The sequence below is a fragment of the Gemmobacter aquaticus genome (genome assembly GCF_007859075.1).
GTDB classification, from domain to species: Bacteria; Pseudomonadota; Alphaproteobacteria; order Rhodobacterales; family Rhodobacteraceae; genus Gemmobacter; species Gemmobacter aquaticus.
On the sequence record NZ_VOAK01000011.1, the window covers coordinates 15,966 to 41,584 of the forward strand.

Sequence of the window (25,619 nt, forward strand, 5' to 3'; positions counted from 1 at the left end):
CTCCCTTACCGCAGCTGGTTAAGAAGTTCGGCCCCTCGGGTGACCACGCGGTCCCCCGCATCGACGCCCGCAACGATGATGACCCGCCCGCCATCGAGCGGTTCGGTTCTCACGGCGCGGGGTTCGAAAATTTCGGGTCCGATGTGGACAAAGACAATGTTTTCGCCGTTCGCGCTGCGGATCACCGCTTCGCGCGGGGCGCTGATGCCCTTTGTGACGCTGGTTGTTTCGGCATAGACGGTCACGCGGTCACCGACACGCAAACCCGTCGCAGGATCCGCGATACGGAATTGAACCGGCTGCGCCTGTCCGTCTTCTGCAAAGCCCGCGCCAACAAGTTCGAGGGATACGGCTTCTTCGTCGGGACCGGCGACCGAGGCTTGGTCGGCCACGGCCACGTCAGCAAACAGTGCGGCTTCGACCCAAAGCTTCGCCGGATCGATTATATGGAAGACTTCGGTATTCGTCTCGGCGATCAGGCCGGGGGCGGCGTTGGCCTTGGACACCACGCCCGACACGGGTGCGACCAGTGTTTCCGCCGCCATCCGCAGGTTATCCAGTTCGGCGCGGCGGTCGCGCAGGCCCTGTAGGGTCAGTTCGGCTTCTTCCAGTTGGGCCTGCGATACAGCCCCACTTTTCGCGAGCGGGCGATAGCGCTCCAGCTGCCGTTCGGTCAAGGCGATGTCCTGTTCCAGTTCCGCCTTGGATTGGCGGATGGACGTCTGGTCGGCGGCGGCGAGAGAGGGTTCGACGAGTGCCATCACATCACCCGCTTTCACGGTCGTTCCGAGGGCCGGAAAGCCGCCGGGCGGTGGGAGAAGACGGCCACCGATGGCGGTCTGGACCAAGCCGCTGGCGTTGGGGTCGGGGACGACACGTCCGGCCATTTCGATGCTGCGGCGGTGCTCGTTCTCGACCGCGGCAAGGGTGCGGATGGCAAGGATTCGTTGTGAGGCCTTGGGTACGAAGATGCGACCGTCCGGCAAGCGCTGTGCCACGTCGCGGATCACGACTGCGCCCTGTGGTGCGGTTTCCGCAAGCGCCATGGGCGCCGTGGCTGCGAGTATGATGCCGAGGACGAATAGGCTCGCGACGACTGATCTGCCCCTTTTAAGTGCCATGACCAGCACTCCGGCAAGGAAGCCTGCGATGCCAACGGCGATCAACGCCAGATCGCCAGCACGCAGCCGTTCGGCGACCGATGCGAGGCCGCTTGGCAATTGCCACGATCCTGCAAGTGGCGCGGTATCAGCACCGGCAGCGATTTCGGGGATGGTCAGGGTGGCAGTCAGGAAATCGATGTCGGTTCCGGCTTCGACGGTAAAAAGGAGTTCATATTCACCCGACTCTGCCGCCCAAGGGGCATCGAGCAGAAAAACGTCACCTTCCAAGGTGGCCGTTGCCGGTCCTGCGGGGGTTTCGACGTAGACTGTCGCTTCCGTCACCGGCTCGTTCGTGTCGAAGCGATCGATATAGACCGTCAAGTTCTGCCCGTTTGCCACTGCGACCAATTCAAACAGCGTTGAGGCCGCAGTTGCTCGGGGCGCAGTCTGAACGGTATCGGGCGGCGCTTCGTCGCCGTGGGAATGGCCCTCGTGTGCGAGGGCAGTACCTGCGGTCAGGGCCGCGAAAAGGGCTGCGAAAACGCCCGTGCGAAAGGAAATCACGTGTCACCTCGAGAAGTTGTTTGCTTCGGATCCGCAGCGTTTCTCACTGCCGCGATGATGCAGTCAGCTTCTTGGGGGGCGTTTAAGGGTGTCTTGGTCGAATAAGGCGCTCGTTACCGCATGGGGAACGGCAAAGGCGTCCTCTGCGGCCAAAGTCGGATGCGTGTTGGCGTCCGCCGCTGCCAGTCCCGCAGCACAATGCGCGGGAGAGCAACATTCGACGCGGCATTCGGTTTCTATCGAAGCAATGCTTTCAACCCTTGTTGCCTCGACGGGTGACGCAGAAGCAGCAGTCTCGACCGCTTCTGGGAGGTGCAGGACGTGGGCTTGAGCGCCACCTGCAGAGAAGAAGCTGAAACCGAGAGCGCAGAACAGCACAGCAAAAGCCCAGAGGGTCGCACCGATGACGTGCGGCCAAAATGTGTTATTTGCTGACGCAGCAGATACAATCAAGCTGTCGGACCACCTCACATCATGGGTTGCACTTAGCCTTAAAGAGGTGCCATGGCGATATCAAATCTCTGTGATCCGAGGGACCCGCCTTTTGGGTGATGAGGATACGCCTATTCCCTGGAGTGGGCTCTTGTGGCGACACATGGCTGACCCAACTGGTTTGGTTTGTCTAGAATTCCGCCGCAACCCAAGGTTCCCACCCATGTTTCGAGGTACCACGCACCACATCGCGGAACTGGTGCAGGAGGATGTTACCAAATGGTGGTCCAGAACGCCCGGTTTGGCGCTGCGGATCAGGTCAGTGCCCTAAGCGCAGGGCTCGTCTCGATGTTGTGACCGGCCCGGAGTGAGATTGCAGAAATTAACGCTCTTCGCGCCTGCAGTTTCTGCGCTCGAAATCCAGCAAACATGGGCAATAGACGCTGAACACGCCCGGACAGAGCCGCACCTGCGGGCAAAGATCCTCGCCAGAAGACCGGGTGTTGCAGTATCGTTTTGAACGGGAAGCCCAAGGAGGTGGCCATGCGGAGTGATACCGAGTACCTGCGCCTTGCCGTGGAGATCGCCCGCGCCAGCAGGGCAAGCGGAAATCATCCCTTTGGCGCCTTGCTAGTCGGGCCGGACGGCGACGTGCTGCTGACATCAGGCAACACTTATGCACGGGACCGAGGTGTCGGCCATGCAGAGGCGAACGTGGCCCGTGAGGCTGCACAGCGCTATGATCCAGCCTTTCTTGAGCGATGCACCCTGGTGACCTCGGTCGAGCCGTGCTGCATGTGCGCGGGGGCCTGTTACTGGGCCGGGATCGGCGCTGTCGTCTACGGGTTGAGCGAAAAGCGGCTGGCTGAGCTGACCGGGGATAACCCGGAAAATCTGACGCTCGATCTGAGTTGCCATCAGGTGTTTGCGGCGGGTCGACGGCATGTGGATGTCCGTGGCCCCTTTGTTGAACTTGAGAACGAGATTTCAAGCGAACATAAGGATTTCTGGTAACAGGATCGATGGAGCGGGGCATGAACTTGCACCGCGCAGAACAGACGCTGCCCTGCGCCCTGCTCAGTCGGGCATTCCCTCGACTTGCAGCCAAGCATCATTCTCCGATGCGTGGGGCGCGTTTGCCAACGAAGCCCGCGTCAGGTATACTACATATGTCTGGACCCTTCTGATGTTTGTCGGAGGCGACCATGTATCGGACAGTTCTTCTGGCTTATGACGGGACACGTGAAGGGCGGCTTGCTCTGCGTGAGGGAGCGCTTCTCGCGAAGCGTTTCCGTTCGAACGTTGTGCTCTTGGCTGTCGTTGAGGCGTCGTTCATGCCGGTGGCGGTGGATACCGGTGTGGCCTATGTCCCGAACGATCAAAGCGAGGAGTATCGTCTGGTCCTCGACGAGGGGTCGGAGCGGCTGAAGAAACTGGGGCTGACACATAGCGTAAACATGCAGGTGGGTGACCCGGTGACTTGCATCGTCAATGCAGCCAAGGAAGCCCAGGCCGATCTGGTTGTGATCGGACACCATAAGTCGGGCTGGTTGGCGAGGTGGCTGCATGAATCGGTGGCGAGCGCACTGATCGAAAGTCTGGACTGCAGCGTCCTCTTGGGGCGCATGGAGATTTCTGACGACGATCTCTTTAGGTCTGACGAATAAGGCCGTTGGCCTGGACGAAAGCCGCAATTGGTATGGGGAGATACGCGGGAGCCGCCAAATTTTCTGCCGCGCGCCGCCTTGATGTGCAGACGTTTCATCCCGTTGGCTGAGCTTTCCGAGACGTGACGCTATGCGGGCCCTCTCGGCCCCCTTGTGATGGCAAACGATAGGCGAATGACCGAGCGCATTTTACCCGCCGTTCCGAATTACAGGGCCTTCGGGTGCAAGGACGTGGAGAACCTGCGCGGGGGACACCGTGCGAACAATCAGGAGGGCAAGTCATGGCACTGGAGGTGATCGGTTCAGGTTTCGGACGCACTGGGACGAAATCCCTGAAGGCAGCACTCGAGCGTCTCGGCTTTGGGCAATGCCATCATATGCACGAGATCGTCGTGAACCCTGAACAGGTGATCCACTGGCAACGGCTGGCGGCGGGCGAAGCGGTCGATTGGGAGGTCGTCTTCGCCGGCTATCGGTCCCAGGTGGATTGGCCAGGCGCCCATGTCTGGCGCGAACTGGCGACCGCATTCCCCGATGCAAAGGTCGTTCACACGATCCGTCCCGAGGAGAAGTGGTGGGCAAGTTTCGACAAGACGATCGGCAAGCTGATGGCCCGCTACGGCGATATCCCGCTGCCACCACATATTCACGATATCCTCACCGCGTGGAACGAATTGGCGGGTATGGGCACCTTCGGCGGTGTCCTTGATGACAAGGAAGTCGCATTGGCCGCCTATCGACGTCGGACTGCGGATGTGCGCGAAGCACTTCCCGCCGATCGGTTGCTGGTGTTCGACGTGGCAGAGGGGTGGGAGCCCCTTTGTGCCTTCCTTGGCGCCGAGGTACCTGACGAACCCTTCCCGCACCACAATTTGAGGGCCGACTTTTGGGAGGTTCTCGGCGGAGAACCTGCGTGAACTTGAGCTGCCGCACCGATCGCCTTGCACGAGGCCATTGCCAAGCCCCGTGTGTTGTCCCCGTGTGTCGGGAATTTCTCTCTGGTATCCCCTTCCATGTTTCCTTCAACCCCGGTTGCGTCAGGCAGCGCGCCGGGTTTCCTCGTTTCATGGAGGGACATTGCTACCGGGCCTTTGACCTGCGCGTCTTGGACCCGTGCTGCGGCCTCGAAGCTGCGACAAGGCCGACATTGGACACGGCCGCTCAAATGGCGCATGATCAAAGCATGATCCACCGCGCCATCGCATTGATCGCCGTCTTGTGTTTCGCGATTTTCCCCGCGATCACCTCAGCGCATGCGACCGCACTTGCCAAGGGTGCCTCGCAGGACCACCATGTGGCGCATCTGCTGGGTGGAGCAGCAGACCACCATGATTGCATGGAAGGCTCATCCTGTGACGTCGGTGATGCTGGTGCTTGTGCGGCGGCCTGTGCCGCCCTTGTCGGCTATTTCCTCCCATCAGAGGGTGTCGCCCCGGCCACGCTGATCCTTCAGGTCCATCGTTGCCCTGCCGAGATCGTTGCAACTGGTCGCGTTCCAGGATTGGCCGAACGCCCACCCATATTGCGTCTTAGCTGAGAGCTGTCCGGGCCTCGCCCGGTGTTCCATCGACTGCTTACGGGGGATACATGCCCCCAGGAGACGCACATGATCACCTTTTCCCGACGCGGCTTTCTGGCCGCAAGTAGCGCAGCTATCGCGGTTCCGCATCTTGTACACGCCACAGCCGCGGACCCTGCACCCGCGCTTGCGTTGGCCGCATCCTCCCGCACGCTCGATATCAACGGCCGCGCCGCCACAGTCTTTGGCCTTGCCGGGCCCGCGGGTCAGGGACTGGTCCTTGATCCCGGCCAGTTGTTCCGGGTCGATCTGACAAACCGGCTGACAGTTCCGACGATCATCCACTGGCATGGCCAGATCCCGCCCAATGAACAGGATGGGGTTCCGGATATGCCCTTGCCGTTGCTGGCGCCGGGCGAAATGCGATCGTTCGACTACATCCCACGCTCTGGCACGCACTGGATGCACAGCCATGTCCCAGTGCAAGAGATGCAGCTTCTGGCCGCGCCTCTGATCGTGCGTCGGTCCGAGGACTTGGCTGCCGATCGGCAGGAAGTGGTGCTGTTCCTGCACGACTTCTCGTTCAAGCCACCAGAGGAGGTGCTGGCCGAGATCACCGGCGGCACTGGCATGGCCACGATGGATCACGGCGCATCGGGGCAGATGGGCATGGGCCAGATGGAGATGCCGATGGGCGGTATGATGGGCCATGGCGGGATGTCCATGGACCTGAACGACTACGACTGGGACGCCTACCTCGCAAATGACCGCACGCTTGATGATCCCGAGGTGGTGATGGTCGAGCGCGGCGGGAGGGTGCATTTGCGGGTGATAAATGCGGCGGCGGCCACTGTGTTCTGGATCGACAGCGGCGAGCTATCCGCGCGCCTTGTCGCCGTGGACGGCCATGACGTGCAGCCGGAAGCGGGCAGCCGCTTTGGTCTTGCGATGGGCCAGCGGCTGGATCTTGAGATCGACCTGCCGGCAGGGACTGGTGCCTGGCCGATCTTCGCGCTGCGTGAGGGCAGGCGCGAACGTACCGGGCTGATCCTCGCGACCACCGGCGCCGAGATTTCTCGTCTCGACACGCTGGCTGAGGCCGAGTCGCCTGCCTTCGACCTCGCGCTGGAGGCGCGACTGGCGGCCCTGGATCCCTTGCCGGACCGGGCGGCGGATCGTGGCCAGATGCTGATGCTGGGTGGCTCGATGCAACCCTATGTCTGGACGATCAATGGCGCGACCTGGGGCAAGCACGAACCAGTCAGGGCACGCAAAGGCGAAAGGGTGATCCTGTCCTTCCACAACATGTCGATGATGGGCCACCCGATGCACCTGCACGGTCATGTGTTTCAGGTCGTCGGGATCAATGGCCATCCGATCGCCGGTGCCTTGCGTGACACAGTCTATGTTCCGCCAATGTCGATGGTGGATGTGGCGCTCGACGCAGGTGAGGCCGCGCGCTGGATGCTTCATTGCCACCACATGCCGCATCTCTCGACCGGCATGATGACGGAATTCGTCGTCTCGGCCTGACATCAGCAGGGCGGGACGGCTCCCCGTCGCCCCGCCCCTATCGATCCCGGTGCAGGGATTGCACCAGCGAAAGGGAGACTTCATCATGATGAACGGCATCGGAATGGGCTTTGGTTGGCTATTTGGCCTGCTGGTACTTGTCCTGGTCATTCTGGCGATCGCCGCCCTGGTCAAGTACCTGCGCAAATGATCGCCGAGCGGCAGTAAACTGCGGACGGAACAAACGCCACGCGCCCCAAACCGGTGCAGCATCGGCGTTTCCGCTCATGCACAGGGCTGCCCAAATTCGTTAGGAAGGGTAGGCACATCATGGAACACCACCATTCGCATTCGAAGTCAGCCCTCCCCGGAGCGGGGCTGACCGCACAAGACCCGGTCTGCGGCATGACCGTCGCAGTCGGCGCGGACACCCGGCATGAGGACTTCGGCGGGACGAGTTTCTATTTCTGCTCGGACAAGTGCCGCGCGGCCTTCAAGGCCGACCCCTGGCATCATGCCAGCGGTCGCGCCATGGCCCTGAAACCCGCCCGTCCAGCAGGCACCCGTTGGACCTGCCCGATGCATCCGCAGATCGTCCGCGAAGAGCCCGGCTCTTGCCCGATCTGCGGCATGGCGCTTGAGCCGATGGTGCCAACCAGCGTCTCCAGCCCCGAACTTGCCGATTTCACGCGCCGGATGTGGATCAGCCTTGCGGCCGCGATCCCTCTGGTCGTCCTGACCATGGGGGAGTTGGTGTCTCTGCCTGTGCGGGACTGGATCGGCCATGGCGCCGCGTCTTATGTCGAATTCCTGCTGGCCACGCCCATCATCCTCTGGGCTGCGACTCCCTTTTTCGTCCGCGGGTGGGCGTCGGTCATCAACCGCTCTCCCAACATGTGGACGCTGATCTCGATCGGCGTCGGTGCGGCCTATGCCTATTCGATCGTTGCCACCTTCCTCCCGGGTATCTTCCCAGAAGTCTATCGTATGGGCCACGGCGTCGGCACTTATTTCGAGGCCGCAGTCGTCATTGTGACGCTGGTCTTCGTGGGCCAAGTACTGGAACTGCGTGCGCGTGAACGCACGGGCGATGCGATCCGGGCTTTGCTGGATCTTGCACCCAAGACCGCGCGCCGGGTGCTGGAGGACGGCAGCGAATATGATGCACCCCTTGAGAACATCATGGTGGGCGACCGGCTGCGGGTGCGGCCCGGCGACAGCGTGCCGGTGGACGGGATAGTGGTCGACGGGCACTCGTCTGTGGATGAAAGCATGATCACCGGCGAGTCTGTTCCGGTTGAAAAGGGCGAGGGGGATGCTGTCACTGGCGGCACGATCAACCGGAACGGCAGCCTGGTCATCACCGCGCAGCGGGTGGGGGCCGATACCGTGCTGGCACAGATCGTCGAGATGGTCTCAAGTGCGCGGCGATCCCGCGCGCCCATTCAGGGTCTGGCCGACCGGGTGTCGGCGGTGTTCGTGCCGACGGTGGTGGCGATTGCCCTCATCGCATTTGGCGTGTGGCTGGTCTGGGGGCCGGATCCGGCGCTGGTCTTTGCCATCGCCGCTGCTGTGTCGGTTTTGATCATCGCCTGTCCCTGCGCTCTTGGTCTCGCCACACCGATCTCGATCACCACGGCGGCGGGGCGCGGAGCGCAGGCGGGCGTATTGATCAAGGACGCCGAGGCGCTGGAGCGAATGGCTGCGGTCGATGTTCTCATCGTGGACAAGACCGGCACCCTGACTGAAGGGCGTCCGAAGCTGACCGATGTGGTCGCCTTGGGGCCGACTGATGAGAACAGCCTGCTTGCCTTCGCTGCGGCGCTGGAACGCGGATCAGAGCATCCCTTGGCTGAAGCGATTGTCGAGGGCGCGCTGGCGCGCGGGACCGAGACCCTCGACACAATCCGGTTCGAGGCTGTCACCGGCAAGGGCGTGCAGGGCGAGGTTGCGGGCCATGCGGCGGCACTCGGGAATGCCGCGATGATGGCAGATCTGGGACTGGACACGACCGCTTTGGATGTGCAGGCCGACGCGCTGCGCCGCGATGGCAAGACGGCAATGTTCGTCGCGCTCGACGGTCGGCTTGCGGGCATCGTCGCCGTGGCCGACCCGATCAAGCCCTCGGCCGCCGAGGCGATCCGCACCCTGCACCAGCTCGGGATGCGCGTCATCATGGCGACCGGCGACAACCAGCGCACCGCAGAGGCTGTTGCTGCAACGCTGAACATCGACGAGGTGCGCGCAGGTGTTCTGCCCGAAGGCAAGAAGGCCCTGATCGACTCTCTGCGCAGGGATGGCGCGGTGGTCGCCATGGCGGGCGACGGGGTGAACGATGCCCCGGCCCTTGCTGCGGCTGATGTCGGCATTGCCATGGGCACCGGCGCGGATGTCGCGGTCGAAAGCGCGGGACTGACGCTTCTTGGGGGCGATCTGATGGGGGTGGTTCGCGCCAGACGGCTGGCGACCGCAACGCTGCGCAATATCCGGCAGAACCTGTTCTTTGCCTTCGCCTACAATGCCGCCGGCGTTCCTATCGCTGCGGGTATTCTTTACCCGCTGACCGGCATGCTGCTGTCCCCGATGATCGCGGCGGCGGCGATGAGCCTCTCCTCCGTCTCGGTGATCGCGAATGCGCTGCGCCTGCGGCGGCTGGAGCTTTGACACCTCACGCAAATCCATGAAAGGAACTGTAGATGACCCAATTCACTGTGACGCGCCGTCGGCTGCTGGCTATGGGCGCAGGGCTTGCCGCACTGTCCGCCACACCCGCATTTGCCGCGACTGACGCGACCCCGCTCCATGTACTGAAGGACCCCGATTGCAGTTGCTGCGGCGCCTGGATCGGGATCGTTGAGTTCGAAGGATTCGTCGTCACCACCGACTTCGCCTCCGCCACGGACCTCATGCAGTACAAGCTGGACAATGGCATTCCCGAGGCGCTGGTCTCGTGCCATACGGCGCGGGTCGGGGGCTATATGATCGAAGGCCATGTTCCGGTCGCCGACATGCGCCGCCTACTCTCGGAACGTCCAGATGCCATCGGACTTGCCGTGCCGGGCATGCCGTGGGGATCGCCCGGCATGGGCCCCGAGGCCGAGCGCGAAGCCTATGACGTGTTCCTGATTCACCGCGACGGAAGCACGACGGTCTTCAGCCACTACCCCGCTGCGTGAGCAGAGGGGTCAGATCTCTCTTGCCCAAGGACACCGCGTCGTAGTGGCCGCGCACTGCCTTCAAGGATCATCTGGTAGTGTGCTGGAGTTCAGGCGCCAAGCGTCCATCCACGCTCGGGAGGGCAGCCATGAAGCGCTATATCACTGAAGTCGGGGGCGTACCCCCATCACCTTCGCCGATCAGCAATGCAGTTGTTGTTGGAAATCACTGCTGGATCAGCGGCCAACTATCGGTTGGCGCCGACGGGACCTATCTGCGAGGGACTGCGCGTGAGGAGGCGGAGCGCGCCTTTGGCCACGTATTCCGGATCGCTGAAGCCGCAGGCTTTTCGCGATCCGACATCGTTTATGTCGATCTTGCTTTCACGGATCTGAGCGACCTCCGCGAGGTGAATGACCTCTATGCGAGCCTTTTCCCTGAGGGAAAGAGACCCGCCCGAACGGTCTACCAGGCTGCAAGACTGCCGTTCGGCGGTAAGGTCAAGGTTCAGGCCGTCGCTGCGCGAGTGTGATCGCCACGCGGGGCTCCTGCCTTGGGGGCGCTATCCTGCCAAGTGCGTTCGGTGGCGTTTGTCTTTTCGCCATGGGACGCCCGCACTTTCATGCAACCGTCGGCGCCCGAACTCGCAGCACCGACGGACACTTGTTGGCAGCTTTAATCGCTACCTACGACACCTGCCGATCCGTTCTTGTTGCTTGGTACACTGGTTGGCGCAATGAGCGGGCATTTGAACGAAAACACGATTGCCCGACAGAACTCTGGGGCGCTGACTCCCGCAGCTTCGTCGTTCCGAGGTTTGTCAACGTGGACCGCCACCCATCGGCGGCTGGCAACACGCCGCAGTCCACGTCGACAAACCTTCAGGATAGCGGCCGTTCGGCACCCCCTGCTCTATCAAGGGCGTGAGGTCAGAGATGACCAAGCTGTCGTCCTTTCGACGAACGTAAACCGGCCTCGGACAAGCTGACACGGCCAGAGGCTTTCGCTTCGGGCCGTGGGTTGATTTGCAGGTTGCGTGATTACTTTTCGAAGGCGCCCATCTGAAACAGGCCGCCGAGCCAGTCTTCGAGGTGCCAGGTGGTCTGCACCATGCCCTCTTCGTTGAACTCGTGGATGTCGATGGTCATGATGGTGAAGGGCCTGTCCTTGGCCGGAAAGCCTGCGAAGGGCCCGACCTGGGTGGCGGTATAGGTCGAGCGGACGGCGACTTTGTTGCCATCCTGGACGATGTCCTCAATCTTGATGTTGCCGTCCTTGAAGGTGGCGGCATAGCCCGGGATCAGCGTCTTGAAGCCCTCGCGGCCCGGTTCTTCACCCGGGGCGGCGGGGATGTGGACCCAGTCCTCGGCGATGATCTGGTCCAGAAGCGCCGGGTCGTTCTGGTTGAAGGTTTCGTAGAAGATGCGGATCTTCTCCTTGTAGTCGTCCTGCGCCATGGCTGCCCCGGCAAATAGCGACAGGGTGGTGGCGGCGGTGGCTAGGGCCAATGTGGCGCGGCGGGTGATGGACATGATGGTCTCCTTCTCTCTCGTTTTGGGGTAAGGCCACCGGATCGGTGCCGCGCGTTATGCGCGGCCCGGCGGGCCTTTCGGGTTTCGGGTTTGGATCGGGGCTGCTTGGCTTGTGATGTCTCGCAGCCCGATGAGAGGAAGCTAAGCCTTAATCCTCAGGAGATCATCTGGCGGCCCGTTAATCCAGACTTTCCTGCAAGGAGATGATCACCCTCGTCTGTTGCCCACATCACAGCGCCCCCAGCGGGCCGCCGAAGCCTTCGGGGCCAGCAAGGTAGTCAAGAAAGCTGCGGGTCTTTGCGGGCAGGTAGCTGAGGTCGGGGTAGATTGCTGACAGAGCCACCGTAGGCGCGGGTAGGTCGGGAAGAAGCCGCTCTAGCTTTCCCTCAGCCAGGTAGCTGCGGCAAACGGGGTGGGGCATGATCGCAATGCCCATCCCTTCCAGCGCGGCCTGAAACAGCAGCGTCTCATTGGCGCTTTGCATGACGGGGGTCATGCGGACCTCGGGGGCATTGGGACCAAGCCCCAGACGGACCCGCCCCCCTGTACTGACCGGGCTGTAGGCAAGAAACGGCATGCCGTTCAGGTCTGCAACCTCTTGAGGGCGGCCGATCCGGTCCAGAAGCGGGGGGGCGGCGACGACGTGGAAGGTAATGTCCACCAAGCGCCGCGCAATGAGCCCCTCGTCCAGCGCCGGGCTGACTCGCAGGGCGAGGTCATAGCCGTCCTCGACCAGATTGACAGGCCTTCCGCTGAGGTCGAGATCGAGGGTCACCTCCGGGTACCGAGCGCGATAGGCCGCCAGCACGCGGACGAAGCCGGGCTCGGCCAGCCAGACCGGCAAGGACATCTTCAGGGTCCCGCGCGGGTCGATGGTCGATTGCGCAAGCCGCGCCCCGGCCTCGTCCAACCCTTCCAGCAAGGGGCGCACGGCGGCAAGGTAGATCGCGCCCGCCTCGGTCAGGCTGACACTGCGGCTGGTGCGGTTGAGAAGCCGGGCACCCACCTCGGCCTCAATGTGCTGCACATGCTTGCTGGTCATCGCGGCCGAGATGTCCAGGCGGTCGGCGACGGCGGCGAAACTCCTCGCTTCGGCCACGGCGGCAAAGACCCGCAGGCTGAGAAGGCTGTCCATGATTTCCCTTTGGTAAATCAAGCTATGATTCGGGCTTGGATCAATTTTCCATAAGGAAATCTAGCGATGCAAAGATTTCCGATCAATGCGCAATACTGACCATTATCGCAAAGATCATCAACTGAGAGGAAAGACAGCCTTCGCCCTTGCGCCAATGATCAGAGGCGGCGGACCGAGTATCTTTTGGGGGCACAGAACAAAGGGGCCCCGCCCCCCCCAATAGCTAGAGGACAGACCATGACCATGACTTCGACTGCTTCCGTAACCTCGAGCCGTGGCTGGAACATCGCCATCTGGGTAGGCCAGATCGCACTTGCAGGTCTTTACCTGATGGGGGCCTGGTTCCATTTTCTCTCACCGGAAGAGGCCGCAAAGATGGGCGCGGTCTGGATGTCGGAAGTGCCGATTGCACTGCCCCGGTTCATTGGAGTGATGGAAGTTCTTGGCGTGCTCGGGCTGATCCTGCCTGCTGCGACCCGCATCATGCCGCATCTGACCGTCTGGGCCGCGGCTGGCCTTCTGGGGATCCAGGCGCTCGCCATTCCGTTCCATGCCATCCGCGGCGAATTCGAGCCGCTCCCCTTCAACCTGGTCTACGTCGCACTGGCCGTGTTCGTCCTCTGGGGCCGCGCCCGGAAGGCACCCATCGCGCCTCGAGCCTGATCCTCACCCCACAGGAGACCGACATGGAAACCGCAGCCCTCGCCCTTGCCCGGCAACGCGCAGCCGACAACCTTCCCGAACGGCTGACTTGGGGCCCGCTGACCTTGTCGGTCACCAACCTTGACCGCGCCGTGGCGTTCTGGACCGAAGTCACCGGTTTCTTGCGCCGCCCCGACGAGGGGCCGGGCGTCGCGCTTGGCACCCCCGACCGGACACTGGTCGTGCTTGCCCCCGGCGCCACCAGTCCGGTCACGAAGGGATATGCGGGCATGTACCATGTGGCCTTCGGGATGCCTTCACAGGCCGAATTCTCGCGCCGGATGCAGCGGTTCATAGGTCTGGGTGTTCACTTCTCACCAGTAGATCACCTGATGTCGAAGGCAATGTATCTTGACGATCCCGATGGCCACGGCATCGAGATCGCCTATGAGACGCCCGAACGCTTTGGCCGGTTCAGTTTTGACGGCGGCCGCTTTGCCATGTTCGACGCACAAGGCCGCCCCCATAGCGGGCGCGAGCGGCTCGATCTGCGGGCCGAACTGGCTGGGGCCGATGGCACTGATCCGGCCCTGCCTCTGCACCGAGATGCGACGGTCGCGCATCTGCACTTGCACGTGCCAGCCCTTGACCCTTCGCTCAGCTGGTTCGAGACCTTAGGGTTTGCGCGCAACCTGAACCTGCCCGACTTCGGCATGGCGGACATGGGGACGGGTGCGCCCTACACCCACCGGCTGGCGATGAACCTCTGGGCGGGCTCCGGAGTGCGGCCGGCGCCGCGCAACTCGGCCCGGCTTTTGTCCTACCGGCTGGAGGCGGCCGACGCCGATATCTTCGCCTCCGCGAAGGTGCAGCTGGCTCAAGACCCGGCAACGGGCGTCTTGAGCGGCACCGATCCCGCCGGTGTCAACCTGACCCTGGCCCTGCGCGCCACCGAACACGAGAAGGATGACGCAGCATGACCCTGCAAAGTCCGATCGAAACAGCCCCCGCGCCTACACCCTCTCTGCTGCGGCGCCTTCTCTACCCCTACGGCCTCTGGGCGCTTTTCGCCTTGCCCGGTGTGGCGATGACCGTGGCGATCTTCATCTCGGCCACTCCCGCGACGATGATCCACGAGATGATCCATCCCGCGGGCGAGTTCTCGGCCCGCTTCCTGATTGTCGCGATGATGGCCACACCGCTTGCCATGCTGCTGCGCGGCTGGCGCGGGCCGCAGTGGATGAAGAAGAACCGCCGCTATCTGGGCGTCGCGGCCTTCGGCTATGCCCTTCTGCACACGGTGCTCTACCTGATCGACAGGGCCACGCTGGACTCGGTACTGTCAGACCTTCCGAAGTTCGATATCTGGACCGGCTGGGTTGCCTTCCTGATCTTCGTGCCGCTGGCCATCACCTCGCATGACTGGTTCGTGCGCCGCATGGGCACCTGGTGGAAGGGACTTCAGCGCTGGACCTATGCCGCCGCCGTGCTGACACTCGCTCACTGGGCCACGCTGAACGACTGGGGCGGTGTTGCCCCGGTGCTGATCCACTTCGGCCCGCTGTTCGCGCTTGAGACCTACCGCATCTGCTACTGGTATCTGCGCCCCCGCCCCACCTCCGCCTGACCCAGCCCTTAGCCAGGAGACCCCATCATGGCCATCGCCCCCACCGCCTACCGCCCTGCCCAGATCTGGCTGCACTGGATCGTCGTCATCGGAGTCATCCTGCAGATCGGCTTCAACAGCGCCATCGTCGCTGTCGTCGATGCGCGAGAAGCCGGGCAGGTCCCCACTGATGCCGACATAACCTGGGCCTGGTTCCATGTCGGCATCGGCAGCGTGATCCTCTTGTCCGTCATTGCCCGCCTTGTCTTGCGCTTCCGCCATGGTGTGCCCGGCCATGCCCCCGGCACATCGGCCGCACAGGCGCGCATCGCCAGCATCATGCACAACACGCTTTATGGCCTTCTGCTGGCCATGGTCGTCACCGGCATGCTGACCTGGAACGAGATCGTCCCCCTCGGTGGCCTGCATTTCGCCCTCAGCACGGCGCTATTCTTCGCGGCTCTCGCCCATGGCCTTGCCGCCATCTTCAACCAGTTCGTGCGCAAGGATGGCACACTGGCGCGGATGGTCCCCGCGCTGCGGAAGTGAGGTGCCATGTCCAGCCCTGACACCCTGGCCTGTCAATCGGCTTGCAAAACTGACCGCCTGTCGGCGTCCGAGATTACCCCCTTGCGCTTCGTCGAGATCAGGGCCTGAGCCGACGGAACTGATCACAGACTGGAGGCGGGGCACGCCCTGATCGCGGTTAGGCCGTGTTGGACAAAAGGGATTCACAGGGCGGTCAGAACGTGATTCAAGCTGGTATCTGTGATGGGGACCAGCTTGGCACGAGCCCTGATGTCGGACGTTGAGTGGGCGTTTCACGAGCGCTTCAACCTGGCGATCCGAGCCCTGAACGGGCGCAAACCCATGAACCATCGGCTTGTTCTGGATGGGATTTTCAGGGTTGCACGCATCGGTTCGCCGTGGCGTGACCTGCCGGAGGAATTCGGAAAGTGGTCGTCGATCTATCGCCAGTTCCGACGCTAGACGCTGGCCGGGTTCTGGGAGGGGATACTGAAGGCCCTGAACGAGAGCGCGCTGGTCCCGGACAGGCTCCAGATGATCGACAGCACTATGGTCCGCGCTCATCATCAGGCAGCGGCCGCTAAAGGGGGCCTCCGCGACAAGGTCTCGGCCGTTCGCGTGGTGGCTTCACGACCAAGATCCACCTTCGCGTCAAAGCTGCGGGCCTGCCCATGAGATCGACCATCACGCCGGGCCAGACGTCGGACTATCTGGGCTTCGACTTGGTCATGGACAACAACCTGCCAGAGCCCTGCGTCCTGCTGGCGAATTGCGGCTATGACTCTGCCAAGGTTCGAGAAACCATGGATGCGCGAAACGGCGTGCCGGTCATCCCGATGCGCAAGTCCCCAAAGCTGCGCGTCACCGTGGATCGCTCCCTCTACCGATTGCGCAACTTGGTCGAGCGCCGCTTCAACAAGCTGGAAAACGCCCGCCGCGTCGCAACCGTCTACGACAAGACCGCCGAGAGCTTCCTGGGCTTCATCGACATCACTTCCATCCGCCTGTGGCTACACCATTTGTCAACATGACCTGGTGGCGGGATGAACCGCGACCGACAAAATGGCCCAGAAGGCTAACTCAGATCAGCCTTGAGGAAGGCGTTCCCGGCTATTGGGATAATCAAGTCAGCTTTTGTTTTCAGTCCTCATGCGGTGCCTGGACGCATGAACGCGCCGTGTCCGTACCAGAGGTAGTGCAAGGCCCACCAGGATGACCAAATGGTCTCCAGAGAGGCGCAACATTGAAGGAAGCCCCAGATGATGACTTCCAAATCGCGCAAGACTACCACGGCAATGCTCGCGGTGTTGTCGCTGATGCAACCGGTGCCGGCTTCGACACAGGTCCTTAAGGGCGCCAACGATAACGAAAACGGAGCGATGTCGGATCGGAAAGAGCGCCGCGACCGTGTCGAGGCCCGTTCGTTCGAAGAAATTTGTGCCGAGGCAATGATTGCAGATCCGCGCGCCTGCGCAGCCCTGATCCGCGACCTTAAGGCAAAGGCCGAACTCAAAGCCCGAGCAGCGACCGACAAGGCTGGACAGGCCGCGATCGAAGCCAAGGCAGCGGGAAAACTGGCGAAGGAGACCAAGGGCGCTGAAAAAGGTAAGGCCAAGGCAGTGGCAGCGAGGCTCGCCCGCGAGGCGGATGTCGCCGCAGCCCAGGCCAAGGTGGCGACTGAAACCGCCGAATTGCTTGCGGCCCAGGCACAAGCGGCTGAACAAGCCGCGGACGGCGAGGCGCAAGCACGGGCGAAAGCTGCCGCATTTGCTAAGGCCCAGGTGGATGCCAAGGTCGCGGCTGACACGACTGAGCAAGCCCAGTCCGAGGCCCAGTCCGAGGCCGAGGATATGGCGGATGCCAAGGCTGGGACAGAAGCAGAATCCGTTGCTGGTGACCAACAAACCGTAGAGGACACTGCCGCCGCAGAATCTGAACAACCCGCTCCTGCGGCAGGTGCGGACGACTGTCCGGCCCAGGTCATCGATGCGGACGGAACAATCCGCTGCGTAGATGCGCTGACGTCCGACGCTATGGCAGCGATTGCGGTCGGGTCTGATGCCGGGACCGAGGAGCAGGCCGAGGTAATCACCGAGACCGTCACAGAGAGCAAGCACCGCTCCAGCAGCGAGGAATTCGGCCATAGCGACCCGGTTGAGGAAACAGCGGGCAAGGAGGCCGGCGACGGTAATGCGACCGTTGCGGCCAAGGCGCAACCCGACACCGGACTGAGCGATCTTGAAAAGGCGGGCCTGATTTTCCTAGGCGCCGTAGCGGTCGGGGCGATCCTGTCCAACGGTCAGCGGGTGGAAACCAACACCGGCGATCGGGTGATCGTGCAGGAGGACGACGGATCCTTCCGGGTTCTGAAGGATGACGATGCTCTGCTTCGCCAGCCGGGATCAAAGGTGCGCACGGAACGCTTCAACGATGGTTCGACCCGTACCACTGTTACGCGTGCCGATGGCACCCGGATCGTCACCATCCGCGATTCCTCGGGACGCGCGCTGCGCCGCATGCGCATCGAGCCGGACGGGCGCGAGTATCTTTTGATCGACGACACACGCACCTTCGAGCCCGTGACCGTCGAGGAGTTGCCCAGTCCTGCCCAGGACGCTTACGATTATCGGGAGGCATCCGACGCAGAAAGCCTGCGCCTAGCACTGCTTGCTGCCGAGAGGCGCGACATCGGCCGCAGTTTCAGCCTGCGCCAAGTGCGGGAATATGCCGAAGTGCGCGCACTGGCGCCTGTGATCAACCTGCAGTCCATCACTTTCGCAACGAACTCTGCCGCTCTTCAGCCATCGCAGGCAGAACAACTGCGACAGATGGGTCTGTTGATGCGCGAACTGATCACAAAGGATCCGACCGAGTTGTTCCTCGTCGAAGGCCATACCGATGCGATGGGAAGCGCGAGTTATAACCTGCTTCTGTCGGATCGGAGGGCAGAGTCGGTGGCGCTCGCCTTCAGCGAGTATTTCGGGGTTCCCGCCGAAAACATGGTCGTTCAGGGCTATGGCGAGAGCTTTCTGCGGGTTCCTACCCAGGAGGCTGAAAGGGTGAACCGTCGCGTGGCTGTCCGCCGCATCACGCGGCTTCTGTATCGCTATTGATGCGCTGCACACTGGCGGCAGGATGTGTGATTGCCGCTGAGAACTGACCCACCCTTCAATTATGTTCTGTGGGGCATGTTTGGGTCAATGCACTTGCGGCTCCCTTAATTGGTTTGACGGCTGCCGTCGATTGGCCTGTGAATAGCCCCGGGTTTTCTAGACGCCTTCGTGTCTCATCATCTGCCGCCGTTAGAACTCAGCAGGCGAAAGGCTCCCGTTCCGCGCATGCTTGCGCTTCGGGTTGTAGTGGACTTGCCCGGGAAAAGTGGAGAGCACCAACTGAGGGACCAGGAGGTGGTCTATGGGAAACGGGGACAGGCCGACGCCGGAGTTTCGGCGTGAAGCGGTGCGGCTGGCACAGACCAGCGGCCGGACGCGGCGGGAGATCGCGGAGGATCTGGGCATCGGGCTGTCGACGCTGACGCGATGGCTTGTTCAGGAGCGCGATGCATCTGAGCCGAGTGAGGCACCGGTCGATGTCCATGACAAGTTGATGAGGCTGCGGCAGGACAATGCGGTCCTGAAGCAGGAGCGTGACATCTTTATCGGCATCACCCGAGGTTGCCTTCGCAAACTTGCGCTTCTAGGCAAAGAGCGAGTGCAAACTCACCCCCAAGCGTTCCGACACCTCTTTGATCGGGAAGCCCCGATCGGTGATCTGCGCAACCGCATCACGCTTGAAATCGTCGCTGAAATTGCCGGTGCCCATCATGGCCTCCTTGCCTCACAGTCAGCAAAGAAGACCCCCAAGAAACATGGGGCTATTCAGTTCCGGGGTGAAACGCAGGTGGTGTAGGTCGGCACATGCCGACCAGTCATTACGTTGAACCCACGACATCAATACCTCAGGGGGGTGGTGCCTTGGAGCAAACGGCTACGGTGCCAGATACCCAAAATGGGCACACACTCTCTTGTGGTCTGGTGGATGGCCTTTACGCTTTGGCAAAGAAAATCCATGGGAGAAGCAGATGGAACGGCGCGATGTGCTGAAAGCTGCAGCCTTGACAGCGACGACTGCAGCAACGCTGGGTGGCATCATGGGCGGCGGGGTCACCCCCGCATCGGCGCAGGGCACCAAGGGTGTTGGTGTGATCGACATTCCGCCGGTCGACCCGGCCTATTTCGTGCCTGGCAGGTTCACGGGCAAGACGATGATTGTAACCGGCTCGGCCCGGGGTTTGGGTGCCGGGGCAGCCATCCGCGCGGCGCGTGAGGGGGCGAATGTCGTCGGCGTCGACATCCTGGGCGACCTTGGGCAATCGGTGATCGACGCCATCGTGGCCGAGGGCGGCAAGGCAGTGTTCGTGGCCGGCGACATTGCAGACGAGGACACCTCAACCAGGATGATCGCCGCGGCGGTGGACAATTTCGGTGGGCTTGATCTTGCGATCAACAATGCCGGGGTGATGGACGGGGCATTTCCGGGTGATCCGCCAGACTATGCCAGCCAGAAGGACCTGGTATTCGCGCGCCTGCATGAAAGTACCGATGCCTATTGGGAGGGCGTGATCCGCACAAACATTACCGGCACCTGGCGCAACCTGCGGGCGGAACTGAAGCAGATGGTCGCCCAGGGCCGCGGCGGGGCCATCGTCAACGTCGGCTCGATCGCCGGGCTGACCGGGCTTGCCGGCAACCCGGCCTATGTCACGACAAAGCATGCCGTCAACGGCATGACCCGCAACGCGGCAGTGGACTACGCGCCCTATGGCATCCGCGTGAACTCGGTCAACATGGCCGCAACGGACACGCCGATGATCGCTCGGGCGGGGGCAATGGTGGCCGCCTCGATGGCAGAGGTCCAGGGGCCAACCATGGGCCGGGTCAAGACTCAAAGCCTTCTTGCCTATGCCGACAGCGCCAATCGGCCTTCAACAGTGGCCGAACAGGTTGCCATGATGCTGTTTCTGCTGTCTCCTGAAGCCTCAAACTTCACGGGGGCGCTTTATGCCACGGATGGCGGCTGGACGACCTACTGACGCTTCTGGCGACAGCGCGACGCCAGAGACCGCGCGCGGTGCTGTATCTGCTGTGCTTGAGGCAAATTACCCGACCGTGCAGTACCACTATGTCCAGTTTCTGACCGAGCACCTGATCGATTGCCGCAAGACGCTTGGCGGCGATTTCGATGACCTGATGCTGCTGGCGGTCATGGGGCAACGCTTTCTGCAGGCGCGGCGCGACCGCGATGCAGGAGATGCTGCGGCTGCCGAACGGATCTGGATGTCGGCTCTGCGGCTCTCGGATGTAACAGGCATCCCGCGCGAGTCCGTGCGTCGCAAGTTGAAAGGGCTTGCCGCGCGGGGGTGGGTGACACAAGACCCGGCGCGAGGCTGGGGGCTGGCCGGGTCGCTCGATTATGCCACCGCGCGGATTGACCTTGGCGATCTGGACCGGCGCGGGCTCGAGCGACTTGGAAAGTTGATGACAGCACTCATGCCCCTGCTGCTCGACAGGCAAGCGCCTTCGTCCGACGCTGGCGCTTGCGCGATGAAGAGCGTGTAAGCCTGCTTTGCCCTGCGTCACCAGCGCAATCAGAACACCGTGAAGCCGCCATCGGTGTTGTATGTGGAGCCGGTAATGTTCGACGCTTCCTGTGATAGAAGGAACAGCATGATCGCCACCTGCTCGGCCGCAGTGGAGCCGCGCTTTTGCTGGTCGCTGAACTGAAGAAGGCTCATGCTCTTGTAAAGGCCGATACCGGTGTCGGCAAAGCCGGTCTCCCGTCGTTGTCCGATGATCTCGTAGGCGCGCTCAAACATCGGGGTCAGGGTCGTTCCCATCCCGACCGAATTTACACGGATGCCGTAGGCCGCGCAGTCGATGGCGGCGGTCTTGGTCAACCCTTGCACCGCGTGCTTTGACGCGACATATGGCGCCGTACCGCCGAAGCCCCGGATTCCGGCGACCGAGGCCACGTTGACGATCGCGCCGCCGCGGTTCTGGGCGATCATCTGCCGGATCTCATGTCGAAGCGAATAGAACGTCCCATAGACGTTCACCCTGACCACGCGGTCCCAATACGCATCGCCCGCCTCGTCGATCCGCGCCATCACGCGGTCCTTCTGATTGACGTAATCGATGGGTTCGTCGGGAAAGAGGGCATCCATGACGCCCGCATTGTTGATCGCACCATCCAGCCCGCCATAGGCCGAGACCGCAAGCCTCACCATCTCTTCGCAGACAGCGTTCTCGGCAATGTCACCGCCAAGGAAGGTGGCGCTGCCGCCCTGAGCCTTGATGTCGTCGATCACCGAGGCACCAAGATCCTCGAGTATATCGACACCGACCACGTTTGCGCCTTCCTTCGCCAGACGGCGAGCGGCTACCTCGCCCATGCCGCGGGCCGAGCCTGTGACAATTATGGTCTTGCCGGAAAAGCGGCCGGGGATGAAATAGTCATCGGGCACGGGCTCGACGTTCATTCGGCCGGGGATCTGCGGGTCGGCGGGGTTCCACGGCGTTGCCATGGGGCCGGTCGGGGCCAGGGCCTGTGCTTTCGCGTCGTCGGTGGCGGACGATACGGTGGCCGCAGCGGCAGCGGCAATTCCTATCCCCTTCAGGATCTCGCGGCGTTCCACCATGGAAAATCTCCTTGCGACTGGGACAATGTCAGAAGGCGTAGCGGACAAAGACCATTGCGCTAAGCCAGTCTTTTGCGGTGCCCCCCAAAGCGTCGGTCACGGCCTGACCGGGCACGGTGTAGGCAATATGGCCGTGAACATAGGTGTTCCGGCTGGCGAACCATTTCACCGTGACATTGGCCTCGTAGCCGTATTCGTCGTCCGACATGAAGGTCAGCGCCGGGTTGCCGCCAATGTTGTTGGTTTGATCGGCGTAGAAGGCCCAGAGTTGCGGCACCACCTCGACTTTTGGTGTGACGCGCAGGCGGGCCTGCAGGCGATGCGCGATGACATTGCTGTCCTGCACCACCTTGAAATGGTTCGCGCCCTGCACCCACTGCTCGCCATTGCCACCAGACAGAAGCGGATCCCACCTCTCATAGGCTGCGGTGGCCGGGTCATCACCTGAAAAGTAGGACAGCCGGTAGCTGACTGCGGGCGTCCACTTCGCCTCGGCAAATGAATAGCCAAGCTCGGCATAGCCGGCCCATGCGTCCATGTCGAAATTGTCGTTGGTCTGACGGGCGACTTCTGCCCCTCCGAAGAACCCCGAGGTGCCCGCAGGCTGACTGTAGGTGAAGCGAAGATCCCAGAGGTTCAACCCCTCACGCGTGCCGGCGATGCCGCCAGTGGGACTGAAATACTGCTGCGTCGATTGTGGCACAGTCAGGTAGCTTGCCCCGACCAGAAGCCCGGGTCGAACCACGGATTCGACGTTGACCCCGGTTATGACGGTGTCGCTGTCAATGATCGGCAGCTCATCCGGGTCGACATAGAAGGCTTCAAATTTTGTGCTGTTCCAGCCGATCTGGCCGAGGACCAGCATATCGGACGACCAACGCGCGTTGGCCTGCAGTGCAGCGCGTTCCGAGCCGTTGGCGGCGGTGTTCGCAATCAGAAATGCATTGGCCAGCGTGAACCGCTGCCGCCCGGCAGAGAGGTTGAAGGTCAGCCGGTTGCCGGCCTCATCGGTGTTGCCGGTGACAAAGCCTGCATAGGCATCCTCGACCCCGGTGTAGGTGCGCGCTTCGTCAGTGAAAAGCTCTTGCCCGCGCGATGTCGCAGAGATGGCGCTCAGCCCACCATAGACGAAGAACGTGTCTGACAGCGGGGTGATCCCGTATAGCCCATAGTGCAGATAGGCCTCCCCCCACTGATCCCACCCAGCCCCGGCGGGCGATCCGGATACCAGCGGGTTGCCCGCCAGCATCAGGTCAGGGCGGCCATACCATGCGTTGTTGTTGGCGTAGTAAAGGGTCAGGACGTCCAGCTTGTAGCGAAGGATGGTGCCGTTGCGGTCATAGAGCAGAGGCAGATCGTCACGATCGCCCGTCAGGAAATACCCCTTCGCCACTTTTTGATTGGCGTCATCGGTCAGGGTGACGGTGACAGAGACATCCAGACTGCCTGCCGCGCCGGGGGCAAGGTCATAGGCAATATCGGCGATCTCCGGGTTGCGACGGGCCTGGCCTACGGCGGCGTTCGCGCGGTCACGCGAGAAGGCCGAGCCCGGAAACAGCGCCAACGATCGACGGACGCTGTCGACAACGCGGTTGTTCAGTGCGGCATCCCCGGACGGATTGGCAATCGTGACGCTGACGGTGCCGACCGGTCGGTCCTCGAACGGGTCGCCGACGTAGGACTGTGAGAAGGCTGGCGACGTGGTGATCGTAACAATCGCGACAATGGCTGCGAGACAGCGCGCAAAGGCCTTCGATCCGTTTCCGGCGCGACTGGTGAATGCTGGTCGGCTCCGCATGTGCGAGTCCCTCGCGGCAATCCTCATGCGCATAGTAACTACATCGACATCAGCCGACAGCAACTCGAGAGTGCGCCTTCGCGGTGGCGTTACTACCCAGAATGGGCATCAACAAGGATGTGGGCCTGCCTTTGGCAAAGGTGGCGAGCAGCCGGTAGCGAAGTGATCCCGCAAGTTGCCCGATGTGGAGAGAACCGTTCGCGCGGTCGCTGGTCATAATCACCAGTATGTTGATGGGCTTGCCTTTGGGAAAGCCGGATGACTTTTCAGGGGCAGGTCAGCGGAAAAAACAACACCACGCGGATAGAGAGCGATCTTGCCGCAAACACTGCGGGGGCTATGCACGAGGGGGCTTCGGATCGTCCTCCTTCGTGATATCGGGCAAGGTCTTCCGGGGGCTCGACCGCTTTGAGGACAGGATACTCTGGGCCAGACGCGGGCAGTGCTTGCCAGAAGTGGGTCAGCCCTCTTTCGGCAACCTCAACACCAGAATGATCGCCAGAATCTTAAGGCCACAGGGCAAAAGCGCATAAGCGAAGGCAAGACTGGACAGGGCTTCGGGGCCATTGGGCTGGCCCGGAACGAAGCCGTTCCGGGCCAAGAGCGGCAGAACCATGAAGGCCGCCAGCGCCAGCCCAAGCTTGCCCGCGAAAGACCAGATGCCGAAGGCAACCGATGCGTTGAGCCCGGCCCTGCTGAGCGCAACCGAGAACATGGCGGGCAGGATGACCATATCGGCGCCCAACGCCACGCCGGATGCCGCACAGATCGCCCCAAATCCGATCAAGCTGCCCGGCTCAAGCAGGGCTGCGCCGACAAAGCCGAGAATCGCCAGAGGCATGGCCAACAGCAGGGTCGCTTTCGCCCCGATCCTTCCGCTCAATCTGGTCCAAAGCGGCACGCTGACTCCTGCCGACAGAAAAAACAGAACAAGCAGCGGTCCGGACCAGCCCGCGAGTTTCAGTCGGTCTTCGACGAAGAACAGGAACAGCGTCGAGGTGATCGCCACAGGCAGGCTGTTGACCAGGGCGATCGCCAGAAGGCGGAGAGCGCCCGAGCGGACCAGCCCGGAGGCCGATAGCGGTTCACCGGCCAAAGGAGGCCTCTGCCAGATTGGCCGGGTTACAAGGGCAGTCACCACCGCGATTGCGCCAAGCAGCAGGCCAAAGGCCGGGTAGCCCTGACCGCCTGCACCAAGCCCGTAGAATATCGATGGCGCAACCGACGCCGTGACCACGCCGGCCAACATTCCGCTTTCGCGCCAGCCTGCCAGTACCATCAGTTCCGCGGGCTCGGGCCGGAGCGCCAGCGTGGCGCTGCGCCCATAGAGCAGGATCGACCCGAGGCTGTAGGCTGTGAACAACAGCACCAGCGTGGCCAGAAGCTGCACGGCGACCGATGGTCCAGGGCCGAGGTTGAACAGAATGGGAAAGCCAACCGCCAACCCCGCAGCCGCACTCATTGCAAACAGGCCTTGCGCGCGCGGCCAACGGTCAATCGCCCAGCCGATCAATGGGTCCTGCACCAGATCGACCAGACGAATGACAAGCAGAAGGGTGCCGATCGTGGCGAGCGATATTCCAAGCTCGGTCGATGCGAACCGCGGCACGTGGATATAGAGCGGGATGCCAGCCGCCGCCAGCATAAGCGCATAGAGACTGACGCGTGGATACACCTTCATTGGACCGACATCCTGACCTACGGCGGCGCAAAGTCAATCGGGCAGGC

21 protein-coding genes and 3 pseudogenes are annotated in these 25,619 nt (G+C 62.4%); 17 read left to right on the top strand and 7 right to left on the bottom strand.

Annotation, left to right across the window (positions count from 1 at the left end):
- Window positions 1-5: 5 nt before the first annotated feature.
- On the bottom strand, window positions 6-1,484 hold the full coding sequence (locus tag FQU74_RS02060; RefSeq protein WP_158635513.1) for an efflux RND transporter periplasmic adaptor subunit: 1,479 nt from the start codon (window positions 1,482-1,484) through the stop codon (window positions 6-8).
- Between the two features lie 1,158 nt (window positions 1,485-2,642).
- On the opposite strand from FQU74_RS02060, the gene FQU74_RS02065 reads away from it, so the two are divergent.
- From FQU74_RS02065 to FQU74_RS02100, 8 genes are all read left to right on the top strand, one after another.
- Window positions 2,643-3,113 (top strand): nucleoside deaminase, encoded by a 471-nt coding sequence (locus FQU74_RS02065; RefSeq protein WP_146284785.1) that lies wholly within the window; start codon window positions 2,643-2,645, stop codon window positions 3,111-3,113.
- A 191-nt stretch (window positions 3,114-3,304) separates the two neighbouring features.
- A complete protein-coding gene (locus tag FQU74_RS02070) occupies window positions 3,305-3,766 on the top strand; it encodes a universal stress protein (protein ID WP_146284786.1) in 462 nt (153 codons plus the stop codon).
- Window positions 3,767-4,047: 281 nt separating this feature from the next.
- On the top strand, window positions 4,048-4,683 hold the full coding sequence (locus FQU74_RS02075) for a sulfotransferase family protein (protein WP_146284787.1): 636 nt from the start codon (window positions 4,048-4,050) through the stop codon (window positions 4,681-4,683).
- 248 nt (window positions 4,684-4,931) lie between these two features.
- Window positions 4,932-5,303: a hypothetical protein gene (locus FQU74_RS02080; protein WP_158635514.1), complete on the top strand. Its 372-nt coding sequence runs from the start codon at window positions 4,932-4,934 to the stop codon at window positions 5,301-5,303.
- A gap of 69 nt (window positions 5,304-5,372) precedes the next feature.
- Window positions 5,373-6,818, top strand: coding sequence for a multicopper oxidase family protein (locus FQU74_RS02085; protein ID WP_146284789.1), 1,446 nt, complete (start codon window positions 5,373-5,375; stop codon window positions 6,816-6,818).
- Window positions 6,819-7,127: 309 nt separating this feature from the next.
- Complete coding sequence (locus tag FQU74_RS02090; protein ID WP_146284790.1) at window positions 7,128-9,461, top strand: heavy metal translocating P-type ATPase; 2,334 nt, start codon at window positions 7,128-7,130, stop codon at window positions 9,459-9,461.
- A 32-nt stretch (window positions 9,462-9,493) separates the two neighbouring features.
- A complete protein-coding gene (locus tag FQU74_RS02095) occupies window positions 9,494-9,973 on the top strand; it encodes a DUF411 domain-containing protein (RefSeq protein ID WP_146284791.1) in 480 nt (159 codons plus the stop codon).
- A 128-nt stretch (window positions 9,974-10,101) separates the two neighbouring features.
- Window positions 10,102-10,485 (top strand): RidA family protein, encoded by a 384-nt coding sequence (locus FQU74_RS02100; protein WP_146284792.1) that lies wholly within the window; start codon window positions 10,102-10,104, stop codon window positions 10,483-10,485.
- A gap of 508 nt (window positions 10,486-10,993) precedes the next feature.
- On the opposite strand, the gene FQU74_RS02105 is transcribed toward FQU74_RS02100, so the two are convergent.
- Window positions 10,994-11,485, bottom strand: coding sequence for an ester cyclase (locus FQU74_RS02105; protein ID WP_146284793.1), 492 nt, complete (start codon window positions 11,483-11,485; stop codon window positions 10,994-10,996).
- A 229-nt stretch (window positions 11,486-11,714) separates the two neighbouring features.
- Entirely contained in the window at window positions 11,715-12,620 is a 906-nt protein-coding gene (locus FQU74_RS02110; protein ID WP_146284794.1) for a LysR family transcriptional regulator, read from the bottom strand.
- A 237-nt stretch (window positions 12,621-12,857) separates the two neighbouring features.
- Here FQU74_RS02110 and FQU74_RS02115 point away from each other — a divergent pair, with 237 nt between their 5' ends.
- From FQU74_RS02115 to FQU74_RS19560, 7 genes and pseudogenes are all read left to right on the top strand, one after another.
- Complete coding sequence (locus FQU74_RS02115) at window positions 12,858-13,283, top strand: DoxX family protein (protein ID WP_206664987.1); 426 nt, start codon at window positions 12,858-12,860, stop codon at window positions 13,281-13,283.
- 23 nt (window positions 13,284-13,306) lie between these two features.
- Window positions 13,307-14,242 (top strand): VOC family protein, encoded by a 936-nt coding sequence (locus FQU74_RS02120; RefSeq protein WP_146284795.1) that lies wholly within the window; start codon window positions 13,307-13,309, stop codon window positions 14,240-14,242.
- Window positions 14,239-14,889, top strand: coding sequence for a protein-methionine-sulfoxide reductase heme-binding subunit MsrQ (locus tag FQU74_RS02125; RefSeq protein WP_229704335.1), 651 nt, complete (start codon window positions 14,239-14,241; stop codon window positions 14,887-14,889). Before FQU74_RS02120 ends, FQU74_RS02125 begins: the two co-directional genes overlap by 4 nt.
- Window positions 14,890-14,916: 27 nt before the next feature.
- On the top strand, window positions 14,917-15,417 hold the full coding sequence (locus tag FQU74_RS02130) for a cytochrome b (RefSeq protein ID WP_146284796.1): 501 nt from the start codon (window positions 14,917-14,919) through the stop codon (window positions 15,415-15,417).
- A gap of 222 nt (window positions 15,418-15,639) precedes the next feature.
- A pseudogene (locus tag FQU74_RS02135) lies at window positions 15,640-16,427 on the top strand (IS5 family transposase).
- 228 nt (window positions 16,428-16,655) lie between these two features.
- Window positions 16,656-18,509: an OmpA family protein gene (locus FQU74_RS02140; protein WP_146284797.1), complete on the top strand. Its 1,854-nt coding sequence runs from the start codon at window positions 16,656-16,658 to the stop codon at window positions 18,507-18,509.
- A 301-nt stretch (window positions 18,510-18,810) separates the two neighbouring features.
- Window positions 18,811-19,050 (top strand): annotated as a pseudogene (locus tag FQU74_RS19560) (transposase); the annotation flags it as partial.
- 45 nt (window positions 19,051-19,095) lie between these two features.
- On the opposite strand, the pseudogene FQU74_RS19215 reads toward FQU74_RS19560, so the two are convergent.
- Window positions 19,096-19,218: pseudogene (locus tag FQU74_RS19215) on the bottom strand (transposase); the annotation flags it as partial.
- Window positions 19,219-19,477: 259 nt separating this feature from the next.
- On the opposite strand from FQU74_RS19215, the gene FQU74_RS02150 reads away from it, so the two are divergent.
- Together FQU74_RS02150 and FQU74_RS02155 are read left to right on the top strand one after the other, a co-directional pair.
- Complete coding sequence (locus FQU74_RS02150) at window positions 19,478-20,488, top strand: SDR family NAD(P)-dependent oxidoreductase (protein WP_146284799.1); 1,011 nt, start codon at window positions 19,478-19,480, stop codon at window positions 20,486-20,488.
- Window positions 20,457-21,014, top strand: a complete 558-nt coding sequence (locus tag FQU74_RS02155) for a helix-turn-helix domain-containing protein (protein WP_146284800.1) — start codon at window positions 20,457-20,459, stop codon at window positions 21,012-21,014. The genes FQU74_RS02150 and FQU74_RS02155 overlap by 32 nt, the downstream gene beginning before the upstream one ends.
- 29 nt (window positions 21,015-21,043) lie before the next feature.
- Here the strand turns inward: FQU74_RS02155 and FQU74_RS02160 are convergent, their stop codons facing one another.
- The 3 genes from FQU74_RS02160 to FQU74_RS02170 all read right to left on the bottom strand — a co-directional run bounded on the left by FQU74_RS02160 (window position 21,044) and on the right by FQU74_RS02170 (window position 25,572).
- Window positions 21,044-22,093, bottom strand: coding sequence for an SDR family NAD(P)-dependent oxidoreductase (locus FQU74_RS02160; protein WP_229704334.1), 1,050 nt, complete (start codon window positions 22,091-22,093; stop codon window positions 21,044-21,046).
- 28 nt (window positions 22,094-22,121) lie between these two features.
- Window positions 22,122-23,891: an alginate export family protein gene (locus FQU74_RS02165; protein ID WP_158635515.1), complete on the bottom strand. Its 1,770-nt coding sequence runs from the start codon at window positions 23,889-23,891 to the stop codon at window positions 22,122-22,124.
- 460 nt (window positions 23,892-24,351) lie between these two features.
- The gene (locus FQU74_RS02170) at window positions 24,352-25,572 is read right to left on the bottom strand and encodes an MFS transporter (RefSeq protein ID WP_146284802.1); all 1,221 of its coding nucleotides are present in this window, start codon (window positions 25,570-25,572) and stop codon (window positions 24,352-24,354) included.
- Window positions 25,573-25,619: the final 47 nt, after the last annotated feature.